Source organism: Cupriavidus nantongensis, assembly GCF_041726985.1.
GTDB classification, from domain to species: domain Bacteria; phylum Pseudomonadota; class Gammaproteobacteria; order Burkholderiales; family Burkholderiaceae; genus Cupriavidus; species Cupriavidus nantongensis_A.
Genome location: NZ_CP168303.1, coordinates 3,225,790 through 3,251,476 on the forward strand (window position 1 = coordinate 3,225,790; position 25,687 = coordinate 3,251,476).

The 25,687-nt window shown below is 65.1% G+C and carries 24 protein-coding genes, 2 tRNA genes and 2 rRNA genes; 16 read left to right on the forward strand and 12 right to left on the reverse strand.

Translation table 11 applies throughout. The features are described from left to right. Positions 1–57: 57 nt before the first annotated feature. The 4 genes from ACEI37_RS26240 to ACEI37_RS26255 all read right to left on the reverse strand — a co-directional run bounded on the left by ACEI37_RS26240 (position 58) and on the right by ACEI37_RS26255 (position 4,979). Positions 58–2,935, reverse strand: a 23S ribosomal RNA gene (locus ACEI37_RS26240). 286 nt (positions 2,936–3,221) lie between these two features. Further along, positions 3,222–3,297 (reverse strand) — tRNA-Ala (locus ACEI37_RS26245). Between the two features lie 11 nt (positions 3,298–3,308). After that, positions 3,309–3,385: transfer RNA gene (locus ACEI37_RS26250), tRNA-Ile, on the reverse strand. A gap of 62 nt (positions 3,386–3,447) precedes the next feature. After that, a 16S ribosomal RNA gene (locus ACEI37_RS26255) occupies positions 3,448–4,979 on the reverse strand. The 16S and 23S rRNA genes sit together here with 2 tRNA genes alongside, the layout of an rRNA operon. Before the next feature lie 599 nt (positions 4,980–5,578). Between ACEI37_RS26255 and ACEI37_RS26260 the strand changes: the two genes are divergently transcribed. The 3 genes from ACEI37_RS26260 (at position 5,579) to ACEI37_RS26270 (ending at position 7,946) form a co-directional block, all read left to right on the forward strand. Then, the gene (locus tag ACEI37_RS26260; protein WP_115681339.1) at positions 5,579–5,965 is read left to right on the forward strand and encodes a DUF488 domain-containing protein; all 387 of its coding nucleotides are present in this window, start codon (positions 5,579–5,581) and stop codon (positions 5,963–5,965) included. Between the two features lie 92 nt (positions 5,966–6,057). Then, positions 6,058–7,302 carry a nucleoside recognition domain-containing protein gene (locus ACEI37_RS26265; RefSeq protein ID WP_373380321.1) on the forward strand — a complete coding sequence of 415 codons (1,245 nt, stop codon included), beginning with the start codon at positions 6,058–6,060 and terminating at the stop codon, positions 7,300–7,302. Positions 7,303–7,667: 365 nt separating this feature from the next. After that, entirely contained in the window at positions 7,668–7,946 is a 279-nt protein-coding gene (locus ACEI37_RS26270) for a DUF1488 domain-containing protein (protein WP_018006086.1), read from the forward strand. Between the two features lie 21 nt (positions 7,947–7,967). On the opposite strand, the gene ACEI37_RS26275 is transcribed toward ACEI37_RS26270, so the two are convergent. Next, positions 7,968–8,438, reverse strand: coding sequence for a universal stress protein (locus ACEI37_RS26275; RefSeq protein WP_373378730.1), 471 nt, complete (start codon positions 8,436–8,438; stop codon positions 7,968–7,970). Positions 8,439–8,642: 204 nt separating this feature from the next. On the opposite strand from ACEI37_RS26275, the gene paaA reads away from it, so the two are divergent. The 7 genes from paaA (at position 8,643) to ACEI37_RS26310 (ending at position 14,191) form a co-directional block, all read left to right on the forward strand. Then, the gene (paaA, locus tag ACEI37_RS26280; protein WP_115678830.1) at positions 8,643–9,662 is read left to right on the forward strand and encodes a 1,2-phenylacetyl-CoA epoxidase subunit PaaA; all 1,020 of its coding nucleotides are present in this window, start codon (positions 8,643–8,645) and stop codon (positions 9,660–9,662) included. Positions 9,663–9,688: 26 nt separating this feature from the next. Further along, positions 9,689–9,976 carry a 1,2-phenylacetyl-CoA epoxidase subunit PaaB gene (gene paaB / locus ACEI37_RS26285; RefSeq protein ID WP_012354162.1) on the forward strand — a complete coding sequence of 96 codons (288 nt, stop codon included), beginning with the start codon at positions 9,689–9,691 and terminating at the stop codon, positions 9,974–9,976. A gap of 10 nt (positions 9,977–9,986) precedes the next feature. Then, positions 9,987–10,838 carry a 1,2-phenylacetyl-CoA epoxidase subunit PaaC gene (paaC, locus tag ACEI37_RS26290; protein WP_373378731.1) on the forward strand — a complete coding sequence of 284 codons (852 nt, stop codon included), beginning with the start codon at positions 9,987–9,989 and terminating at the stop codon, positions 10,836–10,838. A gap of 43 nt (positions 10,839–10,881) precedes the next feature. Then, positions 10,882–11,451, forward strand: coding sequence for a 1,2-phenylacetyl-CoA epoxidase subunit PaaD (paaD, locus tag ACEI37_RS26295; protein ID WP_373378732.1), 570 nt, complete (start codon positions 10,882–10,884; stop codon positions 11,449–11,451). A gap of 24 nt (positions 11,452–11,475) precedes the next feature. Beyond that, positions 11,476–12,573, forward strand: coding sequence for a 1,2-phenylacetyl-CoA epoxidase subunit PaaE (paaE, locus tag ACEI37_RS26300; RefSeq protein WP_373378733.1), 1,098 nt, complete (start codon positions 11,476–11,478; stop codon positions 12,571–12,573). 195 nt (positions 12,574–12,768) lie between these two features. Then, entirely contained in the window at positions 12,769–13,563 is a 795-nt protein-coding gene (locus tag ACEI37_RS26305; protein ID WP_092316566.1) for a DUF1835 domain-containing protein, read from the forward strand. Between the two features lie 10 nt (positions 13,564–13,573). After that, positions 13,574–14,191, forward strand: a complete 618-nt coding sequence (locus ACEI37_RS26310) for a TetR/AcrR family transcriptional regulator (protein WP_373378734.1) — start codon at positions 13,574–13,576, stop codon at positions 14,189–14,191. Between the two features lie 36 nt (positions 14,192–14,227). Here the strand turns inward: ACEI37_RS26310 and kefC are convergent, their stop codons facing one another. After that, positions 14,228–16,042, reverse strand: coding sequence for a glutathione-regulated potassium-efflux system protein KefC (kefC, locus tag ACEI37_RS26315; RefSeq protein ID WP_373378735.1), 1,815 nt, complete (start codon positions 16,040–16,042; stop codon positions 14,228–14,230). Then, complete coding sequence (locus tag ACEI37_RS26320; protein WP_373378736.1) at positions 16,039–16,593, reverse strand: NAD(P)H-dependent oxidoreductase; 555 nt, start codon at positions 16,591–16,593, stop codon at positions 16,039–16,041. The genes kefC and ACEI37_RS26320 overlap by 4 nt, the downstream gene beginning before the upstream one ends. A 332-nt stretch (positions 16,594–16,925) precedes the next feature. Here ACEI37_RS26320 and ACEI37_RS26325 point away from each other — a divergent pair, with 332 nt between their 5' ends. Beyond that, positions 16,926–17,624: a GNAT family N-acetyltransferase gene (locus ACEI37_RS26325; protein WP_116338098.1), complete on the forward strand. Its 699-nt coding sequence runs from the start codon at positions 16,926–16,928 to the stop codon at positions 17,622–17,624. A gap of 89 nt (positions 17,625–17,713) precedes the next feature. Here the strand turns inward: ACEI37_RS26325 and ACEI37_RS26330 are convergent, their stop codons facing one another. The 5 genes from ACEI37_RS26330 to ACEI37_RS26350 form a co-directional block, all read right to left on the reverse strand. Further along, positions 17,714–18,208 carry an Lrp/AsnC family transcriptional regulator gene (locus tag ACEI37_RS26330; protein ID WP_010813460.1) on the reverse strand — a complete coding sequence of 165 codons (495 nt, stop codon included), beginning with the start codon at positions 18,206–18,208 and terminating at the stop codon, positions 17,714–17,716. Positions 18,209–18,620: 412 nt separating this feature from the next. Then, positions 18,621–19,241, reverse strand: coding sequence for an EF-hand domain-containing protein (locus tag ACEI37_RS26335; protein WP_373378737.1), 621 nt, complete (start codon positions 19,239–19,241; stop codon positions 18,621–18,623). A 154-nt stretch (positions 19,242–19,395) separates the two neighbouring features. Beyond that, complete coding sequence (locus ACEI37_RS26340; RefSeq protein WP_373378738.1) at positions 19,396–20,211, reverse strand: type II secretion system protein N; 816 nt, start codon at positions 20,209–20,211, stop codon at positions 19,396–19,398. 124 nt (positions 20,212–20,335) lie between these two features. Further along, a complete protein-coding gene (locus tag ACEI37_RS26345) occupies positions 20,336–21,556 on the reverse strand; it encodes a globin domain-containing protein (RefSeq protein WP_373378739.1) in 1,221 nt (406 codons plus the stop codon). 92 nt (positions 21,557–21,648) lie between these two features. Continuing rightward, positions 21,649–22,101 carry an Rrf2 family transcriptional regulator gene (locus ACEI37_RS26350; protein WP_092316581.1) on the reverse strand — a complete coding sequence of 151 codons (453 nt, stop codon included), beginning with the start codon at positions 22,099–22,101 and terminating at the stop codon, positions 21,649–21,651. A 241-nt stretch (positions 22,102–22,342) separates the two neighbouring features. Between ACEI37_RS26350 and gspG the strand changes: the two genes are divergently transcribed. The 5 genes from gspG to gspK are packed head-to-tail and all read left to right on the forward strand — an operon-like array spanning position 22,343 to position 25,476. Then, positions 22,343–22,804 carry a type II secretion system major pseudopilin GspG gene (gspG, locus tag ACEI37_RS26355; protein WP_116383761.1) on the forward strand — a complete coding sequence of 154 codons (462 nt, stop codon included), beginning with the start codon at positions 22,343–22,345 and terminating at the stop codon, positions 22,802–22,804. A gap of 33 nt (positions 22,805–22,837) precedes the next feature. Beyond that, complete coding sequence (locus tag ACEI37_RS26360; RefSeq protein WP_373378740.1) at positions 22,838–23,338, forward strand: GspH/FimT family pseudopilin; 501 nt, start codon at positions 22,838–22,840, stop codon at positions 23,336–23,338. Further along, entirely contained in the window at positions 23,335–23,748 is a 414-nt protein-coding gene (gspI, locus tag ACEI37_RS26365; RefSeq protein ID WP_373378741.1) for a type II secretion system minor pseudopilin GspI, read from the forward strand. Before ACEI37_RS26360 ends, gspI begins: the two co-directional genes overlap by 4 nt. Then, a complete protein-coding gene (locus tag ACEI37_RS26370; RefSeq protein WP_373378742.1) occupies positions 23,726–24,433 on the forward strand; it encodes a type II secretion system protein J in 708 nt (235 codons plus the stop codon). The genes gspI and ACEI37_RS26370 overlap by 23 nt, the downstream gene beginning before the upstream one ends. Continuing rightward, positions 24,430–25,476, forward strand: a complete 1,047-nt coding sequence (gene gspK, locus ACEI37_RS26375) for a type II secretion system minor pseudopilin GspK (RefSeq protein ID WP_373378743.1) — start codon at positions 24,430–24,432, stop codon at positions 25,474–25,476. The genes ACEI37_RS26370 and gspK overlap by 4 nt, the downstream gene beginning before the upstream one ends. Positions 25,477–25,687 lie beyond the last annotated feature (211 nt).

Here is a 25,687-nt window from a genome sequence, read left to right on the forward strand (position 1 = left end):
TGTGCGTGTATCGGGGCACAAGGCGATCGCTCTACCCGTGTGAAACACACTGGTTATAGGATCAAGCCTTACGGGCAATTAGTACTGGTTAGCTTAACGCATTACTGCGCTTCCACACCCAGCCTATCAACGTCCTGGTCTCGAACGACCCTTCAAGGAGGTCAAGCCTCCAGGGAATCCTCATCTTCAGGCGAGTTTCCCGCTTAGATGCTTTCAGCGGTTATCTCTTCCGTACATAGCTACCCTGCGATGCCTCTGGCGAGACAACAGGTACACCAGCGGTACGTCCACTCCGGTCCTCTCGTACTAGGAGCAGCCCCCGTCAAGATTCCAACGCCCACGGCAGATAGGGACCAAACTGTCTCACGACGTTTTAAACCCAGCTCACGTACCTCTTTAAATGGCGAACAGCCATACCCTTGGGACCGGCTACAGCCCCAGGATGAGATGAGCCGACATCGAGGTGCCAAACACCGCCGTCGATATGAACTCTTGGGCGGTATCAGCCTGTTATCCCCAGAGTACCTTTTATCCGTTGAGCGATGGCCCTTCCATTCAGAACCACCGGATCACTATGTCCTGCTTTCGCACCTGCTCGACTTGTCGGTCTCGCAGTTAAGCACGCTTTTGCCATTGCACTTTAGGTACGATGTCCGACCGTACCAAGCGTACCTTCGAACTCCTCCGTTACACTTTGGGAGGAGACCGCCCCAGTCAAACTGCCTACCATGCACTGTCCCCGACCCGGATTCACGGGCCAAGGTTAGAACCTCAAACAAACCAGGGTGGTATTTCAAGGACGGCTCCACGTGAACTGGCGTCCACGCTTCAAAGCCTCCCACCTATCCTACACAGATCGGTTCAAAGTCCAATGCAAAGCTACAGTAAAGGTTCATGGGGTCTTTCCGTCTAGCCGCGGGGAGATTGCATCATCACAAACACTTCAACTTCGCTGAGTCTCGGGAGGAGACAGTGTGGCCATCGTTACGCCATTCGTGCAGGTCGGAACTTACCCGACAAGGAATTTCGCTACCTTAGGACCGTTATAGTTACGGCCGCCGTTTACCGGACTTCAATCAAGAGCTTGCACCCCATCATTTAATCTTCCGGCACCGGGCAGGCGTCACACCCTATACGTCCACTTTCGTGTTTGCAGAGTGCTGTGTTTTTATTAAACAGTCGCAGCCACCATTTTATTGCAACCCCTTCACCCTTCTGGCGCAGGCCAGTCAAGCTACCAGGGCGTACCTTATCCCGAAGTTACGGTACCAATTTGCCGAGTTCCTTCTCCCGAGTTCTCTCAAGCGCCTTAGAATACTCATCTCGCCCACCTGTGTCGGTTTGCGGTACGGTCTCGTATGACTGAAGCTTAGAGGCTTTTCTTGGAACCACTTCCAATTGCTTCGCAGCACTAGGCCGCTCGCCCCATAGCCTTGAATTACGCGCCCGGATTTGCCTAAGCGCCTTCTCCACTACAGGGACCGGGACTTCCAACACCCGGACAACCTTCCGCGATCCGTCCCCCCATCGCATCATACGACGGTGCAGGAATATTAACCTGCTTCCCATCAGCTACGCATCTCTGCCTCGCCTTAGGGGCCGACTCACCCTACGCCGATGAACGTTGCGTAGGAAACCTTGGGCTTACGGCGAGGGGGCCTTTCACCCCCTTTATCGCTACTCATGTCAGCATTCGCACTTCTGATACCTCCAGCATCCTTTACAAGACACCTTCACAGGCTTACAGAACGCTCTCCTACCACGCACTTGCGTGCGTCCGCAGCTTCGGTATATAGCTTAGCCCCGTTACATCTTCCGCGCAGGACGACTCGATCAGTGAGCTATTACGCTTTCTTTAAAGGGTGGCTGCTTCTAAGCCAACCTCCTGACTGTTTTAGCCTTCCCACTTCGTTTCCCACTTAGCTATATTTGGGGACCTTAGCTGGCGGTCTGGGTTGTTTCCCTCTTGACACCGGACGTTAGCACCCGATGTCTGTCTCCCGTGATTGCACTCTTCGGTATTCGGAGTTTGCTATGGCGGGGTAATCAGCAATAGACCCCCCAACCATGACAGTGCTCTACCCCCGAAGGTGAGACACGAGGCACTACCTAAATAGTTTTCGGAGAGAACCAGCTATTTCCAGATTTGTTTAGCCTTTCACCCCTATCCACAGCTCATCCCCTAACTTTTCAACGTTAGTGGGTTCGGTCCTCCAGTACGTGTTACCGCACCTTCAACCTGGCCATGGATAGATCATCTGGTTTCGGGTCTACACCCAGCGACTCAACGCCCTGTTCGGACTCGCTTTCGCTACGCCTTCCCTAACCGGTTAAGCTTGCCACTGAATGTAAGTCGCTGACCCATTATACAAAAGGTACGCCGTCACCCCCGAAAGGGCTCCGACTGTTTGTATGCATGCGGTTTCAGGATCTATTTCACTCCCCTCCCGGGGTTCTTTTCGCCTTTCCCTCACGGTACTGGTTCACTATCGGTCGATCACGAGTATTTAGCCTTGGAGGATGGTCCCCCCATCTTCAGACAGGATTTCACGTGTCCCGCCCTACTTGTCGTACACCTAGTTCCACAATCGTGTTTTCGCATACAGGGCTATCACCTGCTATGGCCGGGCTTTCCATCCCGTTCTGCTAACACCACTGCTAAAGAGTACAAGGCTCTTCCCATTTCGTTCGCCACTACTTTGGGAATCTCGGTTGATTTCTGTTCCTGCAGCTACTTAGATGTTTCAGTTCGCCGCGTTCGCTTCCCACACCTATGAATTCAGTGTGGGATGACCCATTCGGGCCGGGTTTCCCCATTCGGACATCTCCGGATCAAAGCTCGTTTGCCAGCTCCCCGAAGCTTTTCGCAGGCTACCGCGTCCTTCATCGCCTGTGATCGCCAAGGCATCCACCACATGCACTTGTTCGCTTGACCCTATAACGAGTGTGTCTCGATCGCTCGAAACAGTCGCTACAGGTTGAGTTCTCGCATTTGTGCCGTATTCCAAGTCATCTTTCGATCACTTTAAAATACATTTGGTTGATACAATCACAACCCGGTATCGCGTTTGTACTGCAGTGTCTCATCAACGCTCGCGACACCTTTACTACATCCCATATTGTTAAAGAACAGCCGATCTTGCGATCGCTTGGCAATGCCAAATGCAAACGCTCAAGTCTTAAGCGCTTGCATTTGGCGGCCAACCAAAGTTACCAGGTAGTGGTGGAGGATGACGGGATCGAACCGACGACCCCCTGCTTGCAAAGCAGGTGCTCTCCCAGCTGAGCTAATCCCCCCTCGGATAACTTGGTGGGTCTGGTAGGACTTGAACCTACGACCCCCGCCTTATCAAGACGGTGCTCTAACCACCTGAGCTACAGACCCTTGGCTGTAACAGCAAACAAACCGATAAGTGTGAACGCTAGGCTTGAGACACAAGCCTCTGGAAAGGAGGTGATCCAGCCGCACCTTCCGATACGGCTACCTTGTTACGACTTCACCCCAGTCATGAACCCTGCCGTGGTAATCGCCCTCCTTGCGGTTAGGCTAACTACTTCTGGCAAAACCCACTCCCATGGTGTGACGGGCGGTGTGTACAAGACCCGGGAACGTATTCACCGCGGCATGCTGATCCGCGATTACTAGCGATTCCAGCTTCACGTAGTCGAGTTGCAGACTACGATCCGGACTACGATGCGTTTTCTGGGATTAGCTCCCCCTCGCGGGTTGGCAACCCTCTGTACGCACCATTGTATGACGTGTGAAGCCCTACCCATAAGGGCCATGAGGACTTGACGTCATCCCCACCTTCCTCCGGTTTGTCACCGGCAGTCTCTCTAGAGTGCCCTTTCGTAGCAACTAGAGACAAGGGTTGCGCTCGTTGCGGGACTTAACCCAACATCTCACGACACGAGCTGACGACAGCCATGCAGCACCTGTGTCCACTTTCCCTTTCGGGCACCTAATGCATCTCTGCTTCGTTAGTGGCATGTCAAGGGTAGGTAAGGTTTTTCGCGTTGCATCGAATTAATCCACATCATCCACCGCTTGTGCGGGTCCCCGTCAATTCCTTTGAGTTTTAATCTTGCGACCGTACTCCCCAGGCGGTCAACTTCACGCGTTAGCTACGTTACTGAAGAAATGAATCCCCAACAACTAGTTGACATCGTTTAGGGCGTGGACTACCAGGGTATCTAATCCTGTTTGCTCCCCACGCTTTCGTGCATGAGCGTCAGTGACGTCCCAGGGGGCTGCCTTCGCCATCGGTATTCCTCCACATCTCTACGCATTTCACTGCTACACGTGGAATTCTACCCCCCTCTGACATACTCTAGCCTGACAGTCACAAGCGCCATTCCCAAGTTGAGCTCGGGGATTTCACGCCTGTCTTATCAAACCGCCTGCGCACGCTTTACGCCCAGTAATTCCGATTAACGCTCGCACCCTACGTATTACCGCGGCTGCTGGCACGTAGTTAGCCGGTGCTTATTCTTCCGGTACCGTCATCGACCCAGGGTATTAGCCCAGGCCATTTCTTTCCGGACAAAAGTGCTTTACAACCCGAAGGCCTTCTTCACACACGCGGCATTGCTGGATCAGGGTTGCCCCCATTGTCCAAAATTCCCCACTGCTGCCTCCCGTAGGAGTCTGGGCCGTGTCTCAGTCCCAGTGTGGCTGATCGTCCTCTCAGACCAGCTACTGATCGTCGCCTTGGTAGGCCTTTACCCCACCAACTAGCTAATCAGACATCGGCCGCTCCTATCGCGCGAGGCCTTGCGGTCCCCCGCTTTCACCCTCAGGTCGTATGCGGTATTAGCTAATCTTTCGACTAGTTATCCCCCACGACAGGGCACGTTCCGATGTATTACTCACCCGTTCGCCACTCGCCGCCAGGCCGAAGCCCGCGCTGCCGTTCGACTTGCATGTGTAAGGCATGCCGCCAGCGTTCAATCTGAGCCAGGATCAAACTCTTCAGTTCAATCTCTGTATGGGTCCGAAGACCCTCGCTCTTTCGAGCGGTCGCTCACTCTCAGAAAACTGACTGACCAGATCCGAAGATCCAGTCACGTTTTGCTGTGCGAGCACTGTATAACTTGAAGCAGCACTGTCCGGAGACAGCGGCGTCCGCTACCCAGCGCCCACACTTATCGGTTGTTTGTTTGTTAAAGAACTTCGCCGCCCGGCTTTGCCGTTCAGCGCGCTGCGTTGTCTGCAGCAGAGAAACGAGATTATGCAGAGCTTTCTTCGTTTCGTCAACCGTTTGCAGCAATCTTTTTTGCTGCCGTCAGCGCTGCAAACCTTGCTGCGCCAACCTTCCGGCCAACCCCGCAACCCTTGCTGTGCCTGCCTTGCAGGGACCGCGTTGTGTTGCGAGGGGGCGAATAGTAAGCGAGCGCGGCGGGGTTGGCAAGCGATTCCACGAAATAATTCGGTGACGCGGAAAGTCCCTCCCTATGAACACTGCAAGGAGCACCAGTTTGTCAGCCGCAGCCCCATGATTCATGATCTGGGGCTGGAGCGAACCAGGCACACCGTCGCGCAACCCTGCATGGCTGCCAGAGCCGAACCGGGATCCTCATGACCATCAGAATCGTAAGACTGGGTACACCACGCGCGGCCGACGAGGGCCTCCGCGTCGGGACCGTGCGCCGGCCGCCGCGGGGCGTGCCCAAATCGGAGTTTGCGAGCCGCGATTACTATGATGTCTGGTATCCGGCGCTTTCGCCGTCACCCGAACTGGTCGCGCAGGCGCTGCATGCGACCGACGACAAGCAATGGCGCGCCTTCGTGCGGCATTTCCGCAAGGAAATGGCCGAGCCGGACGCCAGCCGCACGCTGGACCTGCTGGCGGCGCTGTCGCACCAGACCAATTTCTCGGTGGGCTGCTATTGCGAGGACGAGGCGCGTTGCCACCGCTCCGTCCTGCGCGAGTTGCTCGCCGAGCGCGGGGCCGTGATCGACTGAGTTGCGCGACGTGCCGGGATCTTCCCGGCTTTGTTTTCACGCTTTTCCGATTTCCCCTTTCCCTTTTCCCTTTCCCCGCCCCCCATTTTCCGATGGCGCTGAACGTAGTCTGGCTCGGCTTTTTCCTGATTTCCTTCTCCGCCGCCTGTATCCGCGTGGCCCAGGGCGACCTCGCCGTGTTCCCGGCGATGCTGAGCAGCCTGTTCGACAGCGCCCGCACCGCCTTCGAGATCGCGCTCGGGCTGGCCGGGGTCATGAGCCTGTGGCTGGGCATCATGCGGATCGGCGAGCGCGCCGGCGTTGTCGACGCCTTTGCCCGGCTGGTGAACCCGCTGCTGCGGCACTTCTTTCCCGGGGTGCCCCAGGGTCACCCGGCACAAGGCGCGATGATGATGAACGTGTCGGCCAACCTGCTCGGGCTAGACAACGCCGCCACGCCGCTGGGCCTGAACGCCATGCGCGAGCTGCAGACGCTGAACCGGCGCCCGGACGTCGCCACCGACGCGCAGATCATGTTCATCGTGCTGAACTCTGCCGGGCTGACGCTGATCCCAACTTCGGTCATCGCCATCCGCCAGGCCATCGCGGTCAAGCAGGGCCTGGTCGGCTTCAACGCCGCCGACATCTTTTTGCCGACGTTGCTTGCCACAGGCGGCGCCTGCCTGGCCGGATTGCTCGCGGTGGCATGGGTGCAGCGGATCAACCTGCTGCGGCCCGCGGTGCTGGTGACGTTCGGACTGGTGCTCGCGTTGCTTGGGGCAATGTTCGCGTGGCTGCAGCATGCGCCGCCCGAGCAGGTCGGCACCGTGACGGCGCTGGCTGGCGCCGGCTTCATCCTGTCCTTGATCACCCTTTTCCTGATTTGCGGGGCGCTACGCCGGGTCAACGTCTATGAGGCGTTTATCGACGGCGCCAAGGAAGGCTTCGGCGTCGCGGTGCAGATCATTCCCTATCTGGTCGCGATCCTGATCGCCATTGGGCTGTTCCGCGCCGCGGGCTGCATGGACGTGCTGATGGGCTGGCTCATGCAGGGCTTTGCGATGCTGGGCGTCAACACCGACTTTGTCCCGGCGCTACCGGTCGGCCTGATGAAGATCCTGTCCGGTGCGGGTGCGCGTGGGTTAATGGTCGACGTGATGACGACCTACGGCGTCGATTCGTTCCAGGGGCGCCTGGCGGCGATTATCCAGGGGTCGACCGAAACCACCTTCTATGTGCTGGCGGTTTATTTCGGCAGTATCAATGTGCGCAATACGCGCCACGCGCTTGGCTGCGCGCTGGTGGCGGACGTTGCCGGAATTTTTTGTGCGGTGGGCGCTGCATATCTTTTCCGCTGACCCGCCCCAGGATTGGCGGTTTGTTGCATCGTCACAACAGTAATGTGCTCATCGTCGTACATTGACACATTGCACTTGGTGCGTCGCAACAAAGCATGTATAGTGAAGTCTGTCTCCTCCACCACCTCGGTGGATTCCAACCCACGCACAACCTGCGTGGGTTTTTTTTCGCCTGTATGCGGCCACTGCCGTGACTGATTTCCGCATCGCAGCAACAGGGCCCAAAGGCGAAGACATGGCAGTTCAGCGGAACATTGGCGACGAGGGAAACATGGTATGGACGGCCCCGCTCGGCCCGAGGCTTTACGGAATGCGGCCTTGGCCTATATTGATTGGATACGTCCGCCGCCAGCACGAGGCACGCCATGCCAGACATCACGTTCCCTCGCAGCCTCCCCACCTACTGTGCAGCCAGCCTGACGCTGTCCTGCCCCGCGACGGTCAACGGCAGTCCCACCTTGTATTCCGTCACAGCCGAAGCGCTCGAAGCCCATTTCGGCGCGCGCTCGCCGCGCGAGGAAGATCTGGTGGCTGCCTTCACCAATAACCGCCAGCGCATCGAACGCCTGGCCGAAAGCCTGTTCGAGCTGACCGAGGCGCGCGAAATCGTCCTGCGCAGCGGCCACTTCCGCTTTGCGGGCTAATAGCAGCGGACGGGTGGCGCTTCAATCGGCTTTCGCTTCGCCGCGCACCAGCAGCACCGGCACGTTGGACTGGCGGATTACCGCCTCGGCCACGCTGCCGAGCACCAGCCGGCGCACGCCGCGCCGGCCATGCGTGCCGATCACCAGCAGGTCTGCTCCCCACTGGCGGGCGGCCTCATTGATGGAAGCACCGATGTCCCCAGGCACCGCAGCCGCGGTCACGAGCTGGGTTTCGTGCGTGACGCCAGCCCCAGCCAGGCGCTTTGCGGCGTCCTGCAGGGCGCGCTGCCCGCTTTCCTCGAACGCCTTCTGCAACTGGCTTGGATCGTAGTAGCCGGCGTCGAACATCGGCGTGCCGGTATCGACCACATAGAGCGCCAGCACGGTGGCGCCGCCGGGGGATGCCACGCGAATGGCTTCGTCAACCGCAAGGTCTGACGTGCTGCTGCCGTCCACCGCCACCACGATCTTGCTGTATGCCGCGCTTGTCATGAGCGTACCTCCATTGATGGAAGAGAGATGCGGCACGGTGGCCGCCTGTCTTGGATAGTACACATCGGGCGAAGCCGGCGTCATGCGCCGACGCAAACCCACCGGCGGGCGTGCCCGCTTTAATTGACCGACCGGTCGGCTTATATATAATAGGGCCAGCCGCGCCGGACCGAATTGGCGCGGCGCCCCGCCAGAGGAGACGCTATGTACACGCAGAGTCTTGACCTGCCCGGCCAGCACGCCGATGCAGCGCAGGCCAGCGCGCCCCCCGATGAAGCCGCCCGCCAGGCCGCGTTCGATGCCTGCATGGCCGCCGACGGCAAGATCGAGCCGCAGGACTGGATGCCGCAGGCTTACCGCAAGACACTGGTGCGGCAGATCTCGCAGCACGCGCACTCCGAGATCGTCGGCATGCTGCCGGAGGGCAACTGGATCAGCCGGGCGCCGTCGCTCAAGCGCAAAGCGATCCTGCTGGCCAAGGTCCAGGATGAAGGCGGCCACGGCCTCTATCTGTATTCGGCGGCCGAGACCCTCGATGCCTCGCGCGACGACCTGGTCGATGCGCTGCACAGCGGCAAGGCCAAGTATTCGTCGATCTTCAATTACCCGACGCTGACCTGGGCCGACGTCGGGGTGATCGGCTGGCTGGTCGACGGCGCGGCGATCATGAACCAGATCCCGTTGTGCCGCTGTTCGTACGGGCCGTATGCGCGCGCCATGATCCGCATCTGCAAGGAAGAGTCGTTCCACCAACGCCAGGGCTTCGACGCGCTGCTGGCCATGATGCGCGGCACCGACGCGCAGCGCGAGATGGTGCAGGACGCGGTCAACCGCTGGTGGTTCCCCGTGCTGATGATGTTCGGCCCGCCCGATGCGGCCTCGACCAACAGCGCCCAGACCATGGCCTGGGGCATCAAGCGCATCTCCAACGACGACCTGCGCCAGAAGTTTGTCGATGCCACCGTAGAACAGGCGCGCGTACTCGGCGTGACCCTGCCGGACCCGGGCCTGCAATGGAATGCCGAACGCGGCCATTACGACTACAGCCCGCTGGACTGGGATGAATTCTGGCGGGTGATCAACGGCGACGGCCCGTGCAACAAGGAACGGCTGGCCACCCGCGTGAAGGCGCACGAGGACGGCGCCTGGGTGCGCGAAGCCGCGCTGGCGCACGCCGCCAAGCTGGCCGAACGCGAATCCGGCGCCGGTCGCGCTGCCGCCTGACCCCTGACATCGCCGAGGAGACCACGATGCAACGCAAGGAATGGCCGCTGTGGGAAGTGTTCGTGCGCAGCAAGCAAGGCCTGGAACACAAGCATTGCGGCAGCCTGCACGCGGCCGACGCGCAGCAGGCGCTGCACATGGCGCGCGACGTCTATACGCGGCGCCAGGAAGGCGTGTCGATCTGGGTGGTGCCGTCCGCGGCCATCACCGCCAGCGTGCCCGAGGAAAAGCCGGAGCTGTTCGACCCGATGGCGGACAAGATCTACCGGCACCCGACGTTCTACCAGCTGCCCGACGAAGTCAACCACATGTAAGGCCCGCACGATGACCGCGTCCCCACAGCCTGCCGTGCCTGCGTCGCTCGACCACCTGCCGCCGGCGCGCACCGCCGCGCTGCGCTACGTGCTGCGCCTGGCCGACAACGCCCTGATCCTCGGCCAGCGCAATGCCGAATGGTGCGGCCATGGGCCGGTGCTGGAAGAAGACATCGCGCTGGCCAATATCAGCCTCGACCTGATCGGCCAGGCGCGGCTGCTGTATGGCCACGCCGGCGAACTCGAGGGCGAGCTGACTGGCCTGCCCCGCCATGAGGATGACTACGCCTACTGGCGCGCGGAACGCGAGTTCCGCAACTGGACGCTGCTGGAACTGCCGCATCGCGGCCCGCTGGCGGGCAACGCCGCCGCCGAACGCGACTACGGCGTCACCATCGTGCGCAACTTCCTGTACAGCGCGCTGATGGTCGAACTCTGGCAGGCCTTGCAGGCCAGCCGGGACGAACAGCTGTCCGCGATCGCCGCCAAGGCGATCAAGGAGGCGCGCTATCACCTGCACCACGCTGCCGGCTGGGTGGTACGGCTGGGCGACGGTACCGAGGCCTCGCACATGCGCATGCAGCGCGCGCTGGAACACCTGTTGCCGTACATGAACGAGTGTTTTGCGGAGGACGCGGTCGAAAGCGAGGCCGCCGCACAGGGCATCGGCGTGGTCACCGCCACGCTGCGCCCGGCCTGGGACGCCACCGTCGCCGAGACGCTGCATGCGGCCACGCTCGCATTGCCGCCAGCCACCGGCTTTGTCTCGGCCGGCAAGCACGGCGTGCATTCAGAACACATGAGCTACCTGCTGGGCGAGATGCAGGGGCTGGCGCGGGCCCATCCGGACGCGCAATGGTAAGCACACTGGTGAGCGCAAGCTTCAACGCAAAGGCTCGATCCACATGAACGTCACCGCCCTTCCCTCCCATCACGGGGACAACGCAGGCGCCACCGACGCGCGCGTCGCGCGCGCGTGGGCCGCGCTCGAGGCGGTGCCGGACCCGGAGATCCCGGTGGTGTCGATCCGCGAACTGGGCATCCTGCGCGAGGTCATCGCCGCGCCGGACGGCGTGCTGGAGATCGTCATCACGCCCACCTATTCCGGCTGCCCGGCGATGTCGCAGATCGGTGAGGACATCGGCCAGGCACTGGACCGCGCCGGGCTGGCACCGTGGCGCATCTGCACCGTGCTGGCGCCGGCCTGGACCACGGACTGGATCACCGCAGCCGCGCGCGAGCGGCTGCGCGAGTTCGGCATCGCGCCGCCAGGACAGTGCAATGCGCCGGCCGGGGCGCAGCCGCTGCGCTTCGTGCCGCGCGCCGCGCGCGCCGGCGCGCCCGATGCCGTGGCCTGCCCGCGTTGCGGCAGCGTCCATACACAAGAGATCTCGCGCTTTGCCTCGACCGCCTGCAAGGCGCTGTACCGGTGCCTGGACTGCCGCGAGCCGTTCGACTATTTCAAACCCTACTGAGCCCCCGGGCCGAGCCAGGCTGCCATGACTCCACAGTTCCACCCGCTGCGCGTGGCGCAGGTGCGCCCCGAGACCGCCGACACCATCTCGATCGCGTTCGAGGTTCCGGACGCGCTGCGCGATGCCTACCGCTTCACGCAGGGTCAGTTCCTGACGCTGAAGGCGCCGGTCGACGGCAAGGACCTGCGGCGCTCTTACTCGATCTGCTCGGCGGTGCAGGACTATGACGCGCACGGCGAGTTGCGCGTCGCGGTCAAGCTGGTGGAGGACGGGCTGTTTTCCAGCCATCTGCACGATTCCATCGCCCCCGGACAGGTCATCGACGTGATGACGCCGGACGGGCGCTTCCACGTGCCGCTCGACGCCAATGCCGCGCGCCACTATGTCGCCTTCGCCGCCGGCAGCGGCATCACCCCGGTGCTGTCGCTGGTCCGCACCACGCTGCAGGCCGAGCCGCACAGCCGCTTCACGCTGGTCTATGGCAACCGCAATGTCGACAGCATCATCTTTTCCGAAGCGCTGGAGGACCTCAAGAACCAGTACCTGGCGCGCTTCACGCTCTACCACGTGCTGTCGCGCCAGCCGCAGGAGGTCGACCTGCTGCACGGCCGGCTGGACCATGCGCGCGTGACCGCCTTCCTGCAGACGCTGATCCCGGTCGACGACATCGACGCGGCCTTTGTCTGCGGCCCGGCCTCGATGATCGACGAGGTCGAGGCGGCGCTGCGCGATGCGGGCCTGGACCCGCACCGCATCCACGCCGAGCGCTTCGGGGTGCCGCTGGCACCGACCCGGCGCAAGCCCGCCGCCGCCCATGCCGCGCACGCGGACCATGCCGGCACAGCGGAACTGGTGGTGGTGCTCGATGGCAAGCAGCACAGCATGCGCCTGCCGCTGGAAGACGCCAACGTGCTCGACACCGCGCTGGCCGCCGGGCTGGACCTGCCCTACGCCTGCAAGGGCGGCGTCTGTTGCACCTGCCGGGCCAAGGTGCTGGAAGGCAAGGTCGAGATGGAAAAGAACTACACGCTCGAGCCCTGGGAGATGGACAAGGGCTTCGTGCTCACCTGCCAGGCACGTGCGCTGACGCCGCGGGTGGTGGTCAGCTACGACGAACGCTGATCCCGGCACGCCGTCGCGTGCGTCGTCAGACAATCGCCGACATTGGCCAGCACAGGCCGTGACTACAATGGCGGCAGGCAGCGCCCTGCTGGCGCGATGCTTGCAGGCGGGTGATCAGGCGCGCGGTGCGGGCAGCTGTCGCGCCGCCGCCGCGGCGGCCCCAGCGAACCGCCCCACCCATATACAATCACGGCCATGCAATATATCCACGTCGTCAACGGTGATGTAGCAGGCACGACCCTGCGCCAGGCGCTGGCCCAGGCGGCGCGGCCGGACCCTGTCGTGGTGCTGCGCGACGATCTGGCGGTCGGTCCGCTGGCGGACATCGACAGCACCGGCATGATCCGCTCCGGCTTCTGGCAGCGCGTCGCCCCGCACACCGACATCGACTTCGCCGCCGAGATGCGCCAGGCGCTGGACCAGCTGCTGGCGCTGCGGCAGGACGACATGGAAGTGGCGATCTGGCACGGCCAGAGCGCGGCGGACCAGCTGATGCTGCGCCGGGTGGTGTTCCACCTGTACCAGGCGCCGCAGCGGATCAACGAGGTCGCGATGGACCTGCGCGAACTGGAAACGCCCGCGCAGGGCAACCTGGCGGCGATCGGCATGTACTCGCCGGCGCGGCTGGCGCGGCGCTTCTCCACCATCGCGCCGGTCTCGGTGCTGCGGCTGGGGCGACTCGGTTACGAATGGCAGCAGAACGTCAAGGAAAACGCCGACGTGCGGCTGTGGAAGGGCAACACGCTGGTGCCGGCGGCCTACCGCACCATCGACGACATCATCATGGAGCGCGCCCCGGCCGACTGGACCCCCGCGGCGCAGGTGGTCGGCAGCGTGATGGGCGCGATCGAGGGTCTGCTGGCCAGCGACTGGTTCGTGTTCTGGCGCTGCCGCGAGCTGATCGCCATGGGTCAGCTGGTGCTGCGCGGCAACGCCGACTCGCTCGATACCTGTGAGCTGCGCCGCCATGCCGGCGGCGGGGGCGAATAAACAAGAATATATGGCCCGTACCAAGGCACCCGATTTCGAGGCGCAGCGCGAGCAGATCCTGGACCTGGCCGCCGCCGCCTTTGCCAACAGCAGCTACCCCAGCACCTCGATGGCCGACCTGGCCGCCGCCTGCGGCACCTCCAAGGCCCGGCTGTATCACTATTACGAGAGCAAGGAAGCGATCCTGTTCGACCTGCTGGACCGCTACACGCGCCGGCTGATGCTGCTCGTCACCGAAGTCGAAGCCGACGCCGAGCGCCATGCGCGCACCGACAAGGACGCCTTCGGCAACCTGATCCGCGCCTTCCTGGCCGAGTACGAGACCTCGCAGACGCGCCATATCGCCCTGATCAACGACGTCAAGTTCCTGGCCGCGACCCAGCGCGACCTGATCCTGGGCCGCGAGCGCGACGTGGTCGCGGCGTTCTCGCGCCTGCTGCGCCGCGCCTACCCGGAGCGCGTCACGCGCGAGAACCAGACCGCGCTGACCATGACCATCTTCGGCATGATCAACTGGACCTTCACCTGGCTCAAGCCGGGCGGCCGGCTGTCGTACGCCGACTTCGCCGAGATGGTGGTCGACCTGCTCGAAGGCGGCCTGCCCGGCCGCGCTGCCGCCGGGCGCTGAGCCGCCCGGGCGCGGGCAGGCCGGGCCAAACCGCGCCTACATCCACTCGGCCTCTTCGCGCTGGCGCCGCTGCTCGCGGTCCTGGCGGAACATCTCTTCCAGCTCGTCACGCGCCTGGCGCGCCAGCGAGACCAGTTTCTTCTGGTCGGTGTAGTGCGGGTAGAAGCGGTCGATTGCCTCGATGTTGTGGCGGCGGAACCGCAGCGCCACGTTGCGCGCCTCGCCGGGGTCGAAGCCCAGCCCTTCCAGCACGCGCCGGCCCAGCATCAGCGAGCCCTCGAACATCTCGCGCTCGAACAGCTGCACGCCGCGGTCCTTGAGCTGGTAGACATGCGAGACATGGCGTGCGCGGGCGTAGATCTGCAGATCGGGGAAGCGCTCGCGCACGCGGTCGATCAGCGCCAGGCTGTCGTCCATGCTGTCGATGGCCACCACCAGGATGCGCGCGTCGGCAATGCCGGCGGCCTCCAGCAGGTCCAGCCGGGTGGCGTCGCCATAGAAGACCTTGAAGCCGTACTGGCGCAGGAATTCGATCTGGTCCGGATCGTGGTCCAGCACCGTCACGCCCACGCCCTGGGTGTACAGCAGGCGGCCGATGATCTGGCCGAAGCGCCCGAAGCCGGCGATCAGCACCGGGTTGTGCTGCGGCGTAATGACTTCATCCGGCCGCGCCTTGCCGGCGCCGATGCGCGGCGCCACCAGCCGGTCATAGGCCAGCAGCAGCAACGGCGTGGCCACCATCGACAGCGCCACCACCAGCACCAGCAAGGCCTCGGTCTCGCGCGGCAGCAGCCCGGCGCCGCCGGCGACGCCGAACACCACGAAGGCGAACTCCCCGCCCTGCGAGATCAGCAACGCGAACAGCAGGCGCTGGCCGCGGGCAATCGAAAAATGCCGCGCCAGCAGCGCCAGCACCGCGGTCTTGGCCACCACGAAGGCTGCCACCAGGCCCAGCACCAGCCAGGGGGAGCGCGCCAGCACGGCAAAGTCGATCGACATCCCGACCGCCATGAAGAACAGCCCCAGCAGCAGGCCCTTGAACGGCTCGAGGTCGGCCTCGAGGGCGTGACGGTATTCCGAATCGGCCAGCAGCACGCCGGCCAGGAAGGTGCCCAGCGCCATCGACAAGCCCACCGCGTCCATCATCAGCGCGATGCCGACCACCAGCAGCAGCGCAAAGGCGGTGAACATCTCGCGCATGTCGGTGCGGGCGATAAACCGCAGCGCCGGCCGCACCAGGTAGCGGCCGCCGGCCACCACCGCGCCGATGACCGCCACCGCCTTGCCCGCCGCCAGCCAGCCGGCCGCGCCGGTGCCCGCTCCTTCGGCGCCTTGCGTGGCCAGCAACGGCAGCAGCGCGATCATCGGAATCGCGGCGATATCCTGGAACAGCAGGATGCCAAAGCTGGCGGCCCCCGCCGGCGTGCCGAACAGGTTGCGCTCGGTCAGCGTCGCCAGCGCGATCGCGGTGGACGACAGCGCCAGCCCCAGCCCCGCCACCAGCGCCACCTGCCAGGATGCGCCGGCCAGCGCCGCAGCCACGCCGATCACCAGCGCGCAGGCGGCAAGCTGCGCGCCGCCGTAGCCGAAGATGCTACGCCGCAGCGCCCACAGCTTGCGCGGCTCCAGCTCCAGGCCGATCACGAACATCATCAGCACTACGCCGAACTCGGAGAAGTGCAGGATCGATTCGACATCGGTCACCAGGCGCAGCGCGAATGGCCCGATCGCCGCGCCGGCCAGCAGGTAGCCCAGCACCGCGCCCAGCCCGCCGCGCCGCGCCAGCGGCACCGCCACCACCGCCGCCACCAGGAACACCAGCAGCGCAATCAGGAAATCATGCTGGTTCATGCCTGCACCTCCGCCGGCGCCTGATGCGTGCCCAGCCGCCCGCAGACGTGGGCGATATGGTCGGCCAGCGCCTGGGCGTCGGCATTGTGAGCGTCGTGCAGCACCACCGGCGGCAGCCACGTCATGCCGCATAACAGGGCGGTCTGCTCCAGCGGCAGCAGGAATTCGGCGATCGGGTGGCCATGCGTGCCCTCCGGCCCGTACGCGTCCGCCGTGCCGCCGGTGCTGACCACTATCAGCAGCGACTTGCCGCGCAGCGCGGTGCCGCCCGGGCCATAGGCCCAGCCCGGCTCGAGCACTTCATCCAGCCACAGCTTGAGCAGGGCCGGCACGCTGTACCAGCGCACCGGGAACTGCAGCACGATGGTGTCCGACACCGACAGCACGCGCTGCTCGGCGACAACATCGATGTCGTAGTCGACATAGCTGCGGTAGAGGTCACGCACCTGGACCTGCGGCAGCGCGTCCAGCGCGTCGGCCAGCGGCCGGTTCACGCGCGAGCGGCTGGGCGTCGGGTGCGCGTAGATCACAACGATGGGGGGCTCGTTCATGGAATGACGTTTGGAGCGGTCTGGGTGATCGGACAATCCGGCGCGGGTCGTCGATGAATTGTCGCGTTGCACCAAATCCACACCTGAAGGCGCGCAACAATTCATCACATTTTTATAAATCGTTGTTTTTACTGGCTTTTATTTCTCGGTGTGGCCGCAAGGGTTTCTGCTGCGGCGCAGGAAGCTTACGTCAAACTGACAATTCCACTACAATACTTTTCGTGCTGCATCAAGTTGGTGTTTCCCCGAGTCTCGCGGTTCCAGGGAAAAGTGCCTGGAAAAACACCACCGCAGTGCCTATTTTTTATCTGACAGCACCGGAAGGAATCATCGTGAACCCGCTCGAACTGAGCAAGGCCGTCGGCGCACTGACCGACGAAGATCTGCGCAAGGCAGCCGAAGCCGCCCAAGCCGCCCAACGCGCCACCGTCCTGGTGCGCGAACTGTCGGCCCACCACCGCTCGCGCTTGCTGAAGCATTTCCTCGCCCTGGGCGAGGAGGATCGCCTGCTCCGTTTCGGCCAGTCGGTGGGCGACCACGTGATCGAGGCCTATGTCGACAGCATCGACTTCGACCATGACAGCGTGTTCGGCGTCTACGACGACAAGCTCGAGCTGATCGGCGTCGGCCATTTCGCCAACCTGCGCGACAACGCCCAGGGGCGCGTGGCGGAGTTCGGCGTGTCGGTGTCCGGCAGCGCGCGCGGCCGCGGCATCGGCAGCGCGCTGTTCGAGCGTGCCGCCATCCATGGCCGCAATACCAGCGTGCGCACGCTTTACATGCACTGCCTGTCGCGCAACGCCGCGATGATGCATATCGCCAAGAAGGCCGGCATGAAGGTCCAGTATGCCTACGGCGAAGCCGATGCCTACCTGGAACTGCCACCGGCGGATACCGCCAGCCGCCTGAGCGAGGCGCTCGACGAGCAGCTCGCCGACCTGGACTACGCGGTGCGCCGCAACCTGCGCGACGCACGCCGGTTCGGCCTGCGCTTCTGGCGCACCATGGTGCCGCAGAAGCATACCGCCTGAGCGGCGAGAACCCCGGTCCGCACGGCATCGACAAAAACGGCGCATCGCAACGATGCGCCGTTTTGCTTTGCCGGCCCGGGCCGCGCCGTTCAGGCCGCGCCGCCCACCGGAAGCGCCGTGGTGTCCTTGATGCTTTCCAGCGCGAAGCTCGACCGCACGTCGATCACCGACGGGTGCGCCAGCAACTGTTCCTGCATGAAGCGCGCAAAGTGCTCCATGTCCTCGACATAGACCTTGAGCAGCAGGTCCATCTCGCCGGTCATGGCATGGCAAGCCGCCACCTCCGGCCACACCGCGATCGAGGCGCGGAACAGGTCCAGCGGGGCCTTGCCCTTGGGCGCCCCGCCATGCTTTTCCAGCCGCACATTGATATAGGCCAGCAGGCCGAGCCCGATCTTGTTGGGCTCCAGCAGTGCCGCGTACTGCCGGATCACGCCGATCTCTTCCAGCCGCCGGATGCGGCGCAGGCAGGGGCTGGGCGACAGGTTCACGCGCTCGGCCACCTCCAGGTTGGTCAACCGGCCGTTGGTCTGCAGCACTTCCAGGATCTTCCGGTCGATCTTGTCCAACTCCACCTTGCTCACGATATTGTTGCTCCGCAATATGTTTATTGGCAATTTTTTTGCGCAAATTTAGCAAGCCGTGCACAAGTACGCAATTTTTTGTGAAATTACATCCGATCTGCGCCCGATTTTGTGGGGTGGACGGCCTTATCGGTCACTCGCGCGTCGGCCGTTCGGGCCGGGCAAATCCCAGTCTGGCGGCGCTGCCGGGTGTCGCGGACGCGCGCTGACCGGAGAACGGGCGAGGTGGTGCGCAGGTTCCGGCAAACAGGGAAGCGGCATTCTACGGGCGTTTGCGTCCGCGCCAGTGCGTTCCTGTCCCGAAGCGGTTCACGTTGACCGCTGAACGGACAAAAAAAGCGCGCGGCCCTCAGGCTCGCGCGCTTGGTCGCTATGCTGGCAGCGGCGCTCGGGCGGCGCTGCCTGGAACCGCTCAGCCGCCGCTGGTCGACGGCGCCGCCGGGTTGGCGGGCGCCGGCTGGTTGTCCGGGGCGGGCTGGCCGCGCGGGCCGCGTTCGCCACGCTCGCCGCGATGGGGGCGATCGCGGTGCATCTTCTCCATGCCGGCGCGGATTTCATCGCGGGTCAGCTTGCCGTCGCGGTTGGCGTCGAGCTGGTCGAAGCGCCTGGCCAGGCGCGGCAGGCCGGCGTTGGCCTCGGCCTTGGTCAGCGCGCCGTCGCCGTTCTTGTCGGCGGCCTTGAATTTCTCGTCGAAGGCGGCCTGCATGCGCGCGTGGTGCTCGGCCATGGCGGCCTTGCGCTGCGCGTCCATCTCGGCCTTGTCGATCTTGCCGTCGCGGTTGGTGTCGAGCTTGTTGAACCACGCGTCGGCCTCGGCCTTGGAGATGGCGCCGTCGCCGTCGGTATCGATCGCCTTCATCCACATGCCGCCGCCGTGGTGGCGGTGGTGGTGGTCCATGCCGGGCTTGCCGGCCGGTGCTGCGCCCGGTGCAGCGGGAGCGCTGGCCTGGGCAAAGGCGCCGCCGGCGACCAGCAGCGCGGCCGAGGCGGCCAGGAACTGTTTCAGGATCTGCGGCTTGTGATTGCGTTGCATGTCTTGCTCCTTGTCATCACGTTGGCATGTACGGATTAGAACGCAGACGATGCAGCGAAGTTGGCGCTTTTAATACGATGTTACCCGCCTCACAGAAAGCCCGGAGCGCCGTAAGGGAACGCAAGCAAGCACGAATATTCGATGCGCCGGTAGCCTAGGGCTGCGCTTTCGGCACGATCTGGCCTTCATCCGCCGCCTCGGGCGACATTCCGGGCTGATACTGGCGCGGATCGACGGGCTGGGGCTGGGGCTGGGCCGGCTGGACCGATGGTGCCGGCTGGACCGGTTGTGGCTGAGGCTGAGGCTGAGGCTGAGGCTGAGGCTGAGGCTGAGGCTGAGGCTGGACCTGGGGCTGGGCTTGCGGCTGCGGCTGGGCTTGTTGCCCTGGCGGCTGGCCGCGCGGCGGCTGGGCCGGGGCGGGCTGGGCAGCGGCCTGCGCCGGCGGCGGCATGGGCGTTGCCATCGGTGCCGCCGCGCCGGCGGGCGGTGTCGGCAGCGGGCTGGCGGCACGCGGCGCACCGCGCGTGGCAGCCGCCTGCAGCGGCAGGGCAATCTCCTGGCGCACGCCATTGCGCTCGATCACCACGCCGCGCTGGCGCACTTCCACCAGCCGGATCTGCGGCGCCAGGTCGGCACCCATGCGCACCGCCTTGGCCGGGGCGCCATCGATGGAGACGATCGCCGCGCTGGCGCCACCGCCGAGTTCGGCCACCACGCCGAGCAGTTGCACATTGCTGGGGCCGGCCTGGGCCGAGCCGCCGAACAGCGTCGCGATCGCGCCGGTCTCGACCGCCTCGGTCTGCGCCACGCGCGCGCTCTTGGGCACCGGGATGGTCCGCATCGCACTGAACGTCAGCACCCAATAGGTGACCAGCGCGCACAGCGCGATAAACAGCGCCACGCTGGCCAGGCGCGGCAGCCACAGCGCGGAGGCATCGAAGCGGAACGAAGGCCGAAGGGACAATTGCATGGATCGGGACCGTGGATACCCGCCGCGGCGGGTCATGGCGCGAGAGCGCGGACGCGCCAAGCGTACCAGAGCCCCATGACGCTGTCTGCCGGGCCGGCTACTGCCGCCGGCCCGGCCGGGACGCTTACAGCAGGTCGTCCAGCAGGTCGGGACCGAACACTTCGCGCTCTATATGCGCCACCGGCACGCCCGCGCTGAGCAGCGCGTGACGCTGCGCCTGCATGAAGCCAAGCGGCCCGCACAGGTAGAAGCGGCCATCGATGAAGCGTTGCAGCCCGGGCTGGCGCAGCATCTCGCCCAGCGGCATGGTGCCGGCGTGGTCGTAATCACGGCCGGCGGCGTCTTCCGCCTGCGGGAACTCATAGCTGATGTGCGTGACCAGCCCTGGCAGGCGCTCGCGCGCCCATTGCAGGTCGGCGCGATGGGCATGGTGGTGGCCGTCGCGGGCGGCGTGGGCGAACAGCACCGGCCGCTGCGAGCCTTGCGCGGCCAGCGTGCGCAGCACCGACAGCATCGGCGTGATGCCGATCCCGCCCGACAGCAGCACCAGCGGCCGGCGGCTTTCCAGCACCGGCGTGAACTCGCCGAACGGCGCGCTCACCTTGAGCTCGGCGCCCTCGTGGGCGTTGGCGTGCAGCCAGTTGGACACCGCGCCGGCCGGCGTGGCCTGGTCGCCGTCCTCGCGCTTTACCGAGATGCGCCAGGTCGGCAGGCCGGCCTCGGCCGACAGCGAATACTGGCGCAGCTGGCGCGTGCCGTCGTCCAGGCGCGCCTCGACGCTGATGTACTGGCCGGGGCGGAACTCACGCAGCGGCTGGCCGTCGGCCCCGGCCAGCGTCAGCGCCACCACCTGGCCGCCCTGCGCCTCGCGGCGCACCACGCGCACCGGCATCAGTTCGCCGGCGGCCACGCCGGTGCGCTGGTACAGGCGCGCCTCGGCGGCGATCAGCTCGCCCGCCAGCAGCCAGTAGGCCTCGTCCCAGGCCGCCAGCAGCGGCGGCGTGGCGGCTTCCCCCAGCACCGCGGAGATGGCGCCGAGCAGATGGCGGCCGACGATCGGGTAGTGTGCGGGCGTGATGCCCACCGCCGCATGCTTGTGCACGATGCGCTCGACCACAGGACCCAGCGCCGCCGCGTTGTCGATATTGGCCGCGTAGGCGAACACGGCCGACGCCAGCGACTGCTGCTGGCTGCCGTTGGCCTGGTTGCCCATGTTGAACAGCTGGGTCAGCTCCGGCCGGTCGGCGAACATCTCGCGGTAGAAATGCGTGGTGATGGCCAGGCCATGCTCGCGCAGCACGGGCACGCTTGCATCGATATAGGGGCGGGAAGCGGCGGACAGCATCAGGTATCACTCCGTTTTATTCATGCAAATTAGATGCATGTTTTTGGACAACAAAAAACCGGCATTCGACGGCCACGCGCGGATTCCTCCGCTCAGGCCGAACGCCGGTTCAGGAAATCACGATGCAGGCGGATGATCGATTCGGCGGTGTGGCTGCCGGTGACATCGGCCAGCGTCACGTCGTCGAGCGCGCGGTAGAAGGCTTGCTCGGCCACGTCCAGCGCGCGCTTCAGGTGGCAGTTGCCGTTCAGCGCGCAGGGCGGGTTGTCGCAGTCGATCACCGGCCGGTGCCCTTCCAGCTCGCGCAGGATGGTGCCGATGGTAAGGCGCTCGGCGCCGGGCCCCAGCTGCAGGCCGCCATGGCGGCCGCGCGTGGCGCTGACCCAGCCCAGCTTCGACAGCCGCGCCGCCACCTTGACCAGGTGGTTGTGCGAGATGCCGAACTGCTGGCCGACCTCGGCGATCGTGATCGGCCGGCTGCCATCGCCACGGGCGACGTACATCAACAGGCGCAGCGCATAGTCGGAGAAGCGGGTCAGTTGCATCGTGGCGTCATGTTAAAAAAGATGCATCCTGTATGCAAGTTATATTTTTCCCGGCATGTTACGGTTCGGGATTCGCCAAAAAGCGCCGGCCACCATTGTGATTCACAACAGACTTCGCTGCAGCCCCATCCCGGGCTGCCCATAAAAGAGTCATAAGGCGCCGGTTATACTGATTGGCGAACCCGGCCCCGCCAGCGCTCTGGCGCGGTCCCGCCATTCCAGCAACGAGGTCTTACCAACAATGCGCAGATTCACTTCCCAGCTTGTCCGTCCCGCCCGTCCTGCCCGCCGCGCGCGCGGCTTTACCCTGATCGAGATCATGGTCGTGATCGTGATCCTCGGCGTGCTGGCGGCACTGGTGGTGCCCAAGATCATGAGCCGTCCGGACGAAGCCCGCATCGTCGCGGCGCGACAGGATATCTCGTCGATCATGCAGGCGCTCAAGCTGTACCGCCTCGACAACAGCCGCTATCCGACCACCGAGCAAGGCCTGGGCGCGCTGGTGGCCAAGCCTACCACCGAGCCGGTGCCCAACAACTGGAAGGGCGGCGGCTACCTGGAAAAGCTGCCCAAGGATCCGTGGGGCCATCCGTATCAATACCTGAACCCCGGCGTGCGCGGCGAAATCGACGTGTTCAGCTTCGGTGCTGACGGCCAGGCCGGCGGCAACGCCAACGACGCCGATATCGGCAACTGGGAGTAAACACCCCTGCCGCCCGCCCTTGCCGCTTCCCTGATGACCACGGCGCCGCGCCGCCGCGCCCCCCGGCAGCGGCACTCCGGCTTTACGCTGCTGGAACTGCTGGTGGTGATGGTGATCGCCGGCATCGTGATCTCGCTGGTCGCGGTCAATGCCTCGCCCAACGAGCGCGGCCGCGTACTTGACGACGGCCAGCGCATCGCGCGGCTGTTCGAGCTGGCGCAGGAAGAAGCGCAGCTGGGCGCGCGCCCGATCGCCTGGGAAGGCGACGCCGGCGGCTGGCGCTTCCTCGAATCGACTCCCAATGGCTGGATCCCCCTGCGCACCGACGTGTTCGCGCCTGGCACCTGGCGCCTTGCGCTGGACCAGGTCATCGTCGCCGAAGGCGGCCGTAGCACCGGCACCAGCAGCCCGCCGCGGCTGGTTTTCGGGCGCGAGCTGATCGATGCCCCGCAGCGGCTGGTGCTGGTGCGCGGCGATATCCGCGTCGACGTGGCCGGCGACGGCAGCGGCCGCTATTTCGCCAGCACGCCATGACTCGCCCGCGCTTGCCCGCACGCCGGCGCGCCCGCGCGGCCGGCTTCACGCTGATCGAAGTGCTGGTGGCGCTGACCATCCTGGCGGTGGCGCTGACCGCGGCGATGCGCGCGATGGGCTCGATGGTCGATGCCAGCGCGTCGCTGCAGACCCGCATGCTGGCCGAATGGAGCGCCGAGAACCACCTGGCCGCGCTGCGCCTGGCCAAGACCTGGCCCGAGCCCGGCGTCAGCGGCTATGCCTGCCCGCAGGGCGGCACGCCGCTGTACTGCGAGCAATCCGTGTCGGCCACGCCCAATCCGGTGTTCCGCCGCGTCGAGATCGCGGTCTATCCGTCGGCCACCGACAAGTCGGTGCGGCTGGCGTGGCTTGTCACCATCGTTCCCAATGAAATCCGCAACGTGCTCTGAGCGCCGGCGCGGGCGCCGATCCGCCGGCGGCTTCACGCTGCTGGAAATGCTGGTCGCCATCACGCTGCTGGCGGTGATGGCGGTGATCGGCTGGCGCGCGCTGGACAGCCTGACGCGCGGCCGCGAACGGCTGATCGACCATGACACCCGGCTGGATGCGCTGAAGGTGCTGTACGGCCAGCTCCAGGCCGATTGCGAGCATCTGGCCAACCCCACGCTGCTGCAGGGCAGCCCGGTCGAGATCGGCCAGAACCGCGTGCTGATGGTGCGCGACCGCCGCGACGAAGGCCAGGCGCCGGCATGGCAGGCGCTGTCGTACCAGCTTGACGGCAACACGCTGGTGCGCGTGGCCGCGCCGCCGGTGAACAACCGCGCCGCGCTGCAGTCGTCGCTGCTGGCGCTGCGCCAGGGCGGTGGCAACGACGCGCAGGTGCGGCGCGTGCTGGGCAACGTCGACGGCATGAGCGCGCGCGCCTGGGTCGAACCGGGCGGCTGGCAGGCCGACAGCAACCGCATCCGCAACGTGCTGTTCAGCGGCAACGCGGCCAGCGCGGTGCAAGCGTCGGAGGTCGGCGCGGCGGTGCCCAATACCGCGGTGCGCGCGGTGGAACTGACCATCCTCGCCCGCATGGGCGACGGCGACGCGCCGCGGCAGTTCCAGAAGATCTGCATGTCGGGGCTATGACGCACGCACGCCGCCCCTTCCGCTTCCAGCCTGTGCGCCGCGCCCGCGGCGCCGCCGTCGTTACCGCGCTGCTGATGGTGACGCTGGCCGTGGTGGTGGTGTCGGGCATGCTGTGGCGGCAGCAGGTGCAGATCCGCGCCATCGAGAACCAGCGGCTGCTGGCCCAGGCCACCTGGATCGAGCGCGCCGCGGTCGACTGGGCGCGGCTGATCCTGCGCGACGACCAGCGCCGCAGCAATGTCGACGAGCTGGGCGAGCCGTGGGCGGTGCCGATCGCCGAGACCCGCCTGTCGGATTTCCTGGGCGCGTCGCTGCGCACCGACGTCGCGGGCGAGACCTCGTTCCTGTCCGGGCGCATCCTCGATGCGCAGGCGCGCTTCAACCTTGCCAACCTGGTGACATGGTCCGCCACCGGCGGCCAGGGCGCGCCGGCCGGGCGCGTCGCCAATATCGACCAGTCGGCGCAGGCGGCCTATGGCCGGCTGCTGCGCACCGTGGGCCTGAACCCGGCGCTGGCGGAGACCACCGCGCGCCACATGCTGCAGGCCGCGCAGGGTGGCCACGGCGGCGAGGGCACGGGCCGGCAGGCGCCGCGCCCGCTCGACAGCGTGCAGGGCCTGCTGGCGCTGCCCGGCTACACGCCCGAGATGGTTGCGGTGCTGGAGCCCTTCGTGATCGTGCTGCCCGAGCGCACCCTGGTCAACGCCAACACCGCCGAGGCCGAGGTGCTGGCCGCGATGATCGACAAGCTGCCGCTGGAACGCGCGCGCGAGCTGGTGCGCCAGCGCGACCGCGCCTACTTCAACAACATCGGCAACCTGCAGACGCAGCTGTCCGCGCTGGCGCCGCAGGCGAGCAGCGGCAACCTGGGCAACCTGCTCGACGTGCGCTCGCATTATTTCCTGGTCTACGGGCTGGTGCGGCACGAGCGCGCCAGCCGGCTGCAGGTGTCGCTGATCTACCGCGGCGAACCGCTCGGTGCGTCCAATACCACCCGCGTGGTCTGGATCCAGGACGCGGACCGGCTGCCGGACCTGCGCTGAGCATGGCAAGGCGGCCTGGCGCACATATGAAAACAGCACACCGGAGCAACCGGGGAGAATGGTATTGACGCGATTTTGTCACGCAGGCAAGGTATGCTGCGGCGCTGGCGCGAGCCTGACACCAGCCCGCTCGCCGCCGATCGGCCTCCCAGGCCGCCCGCCGGCATCCCCGCACTCCGGCAAGTTTCCTGCGCCGGGGCGTTCCCGGGCG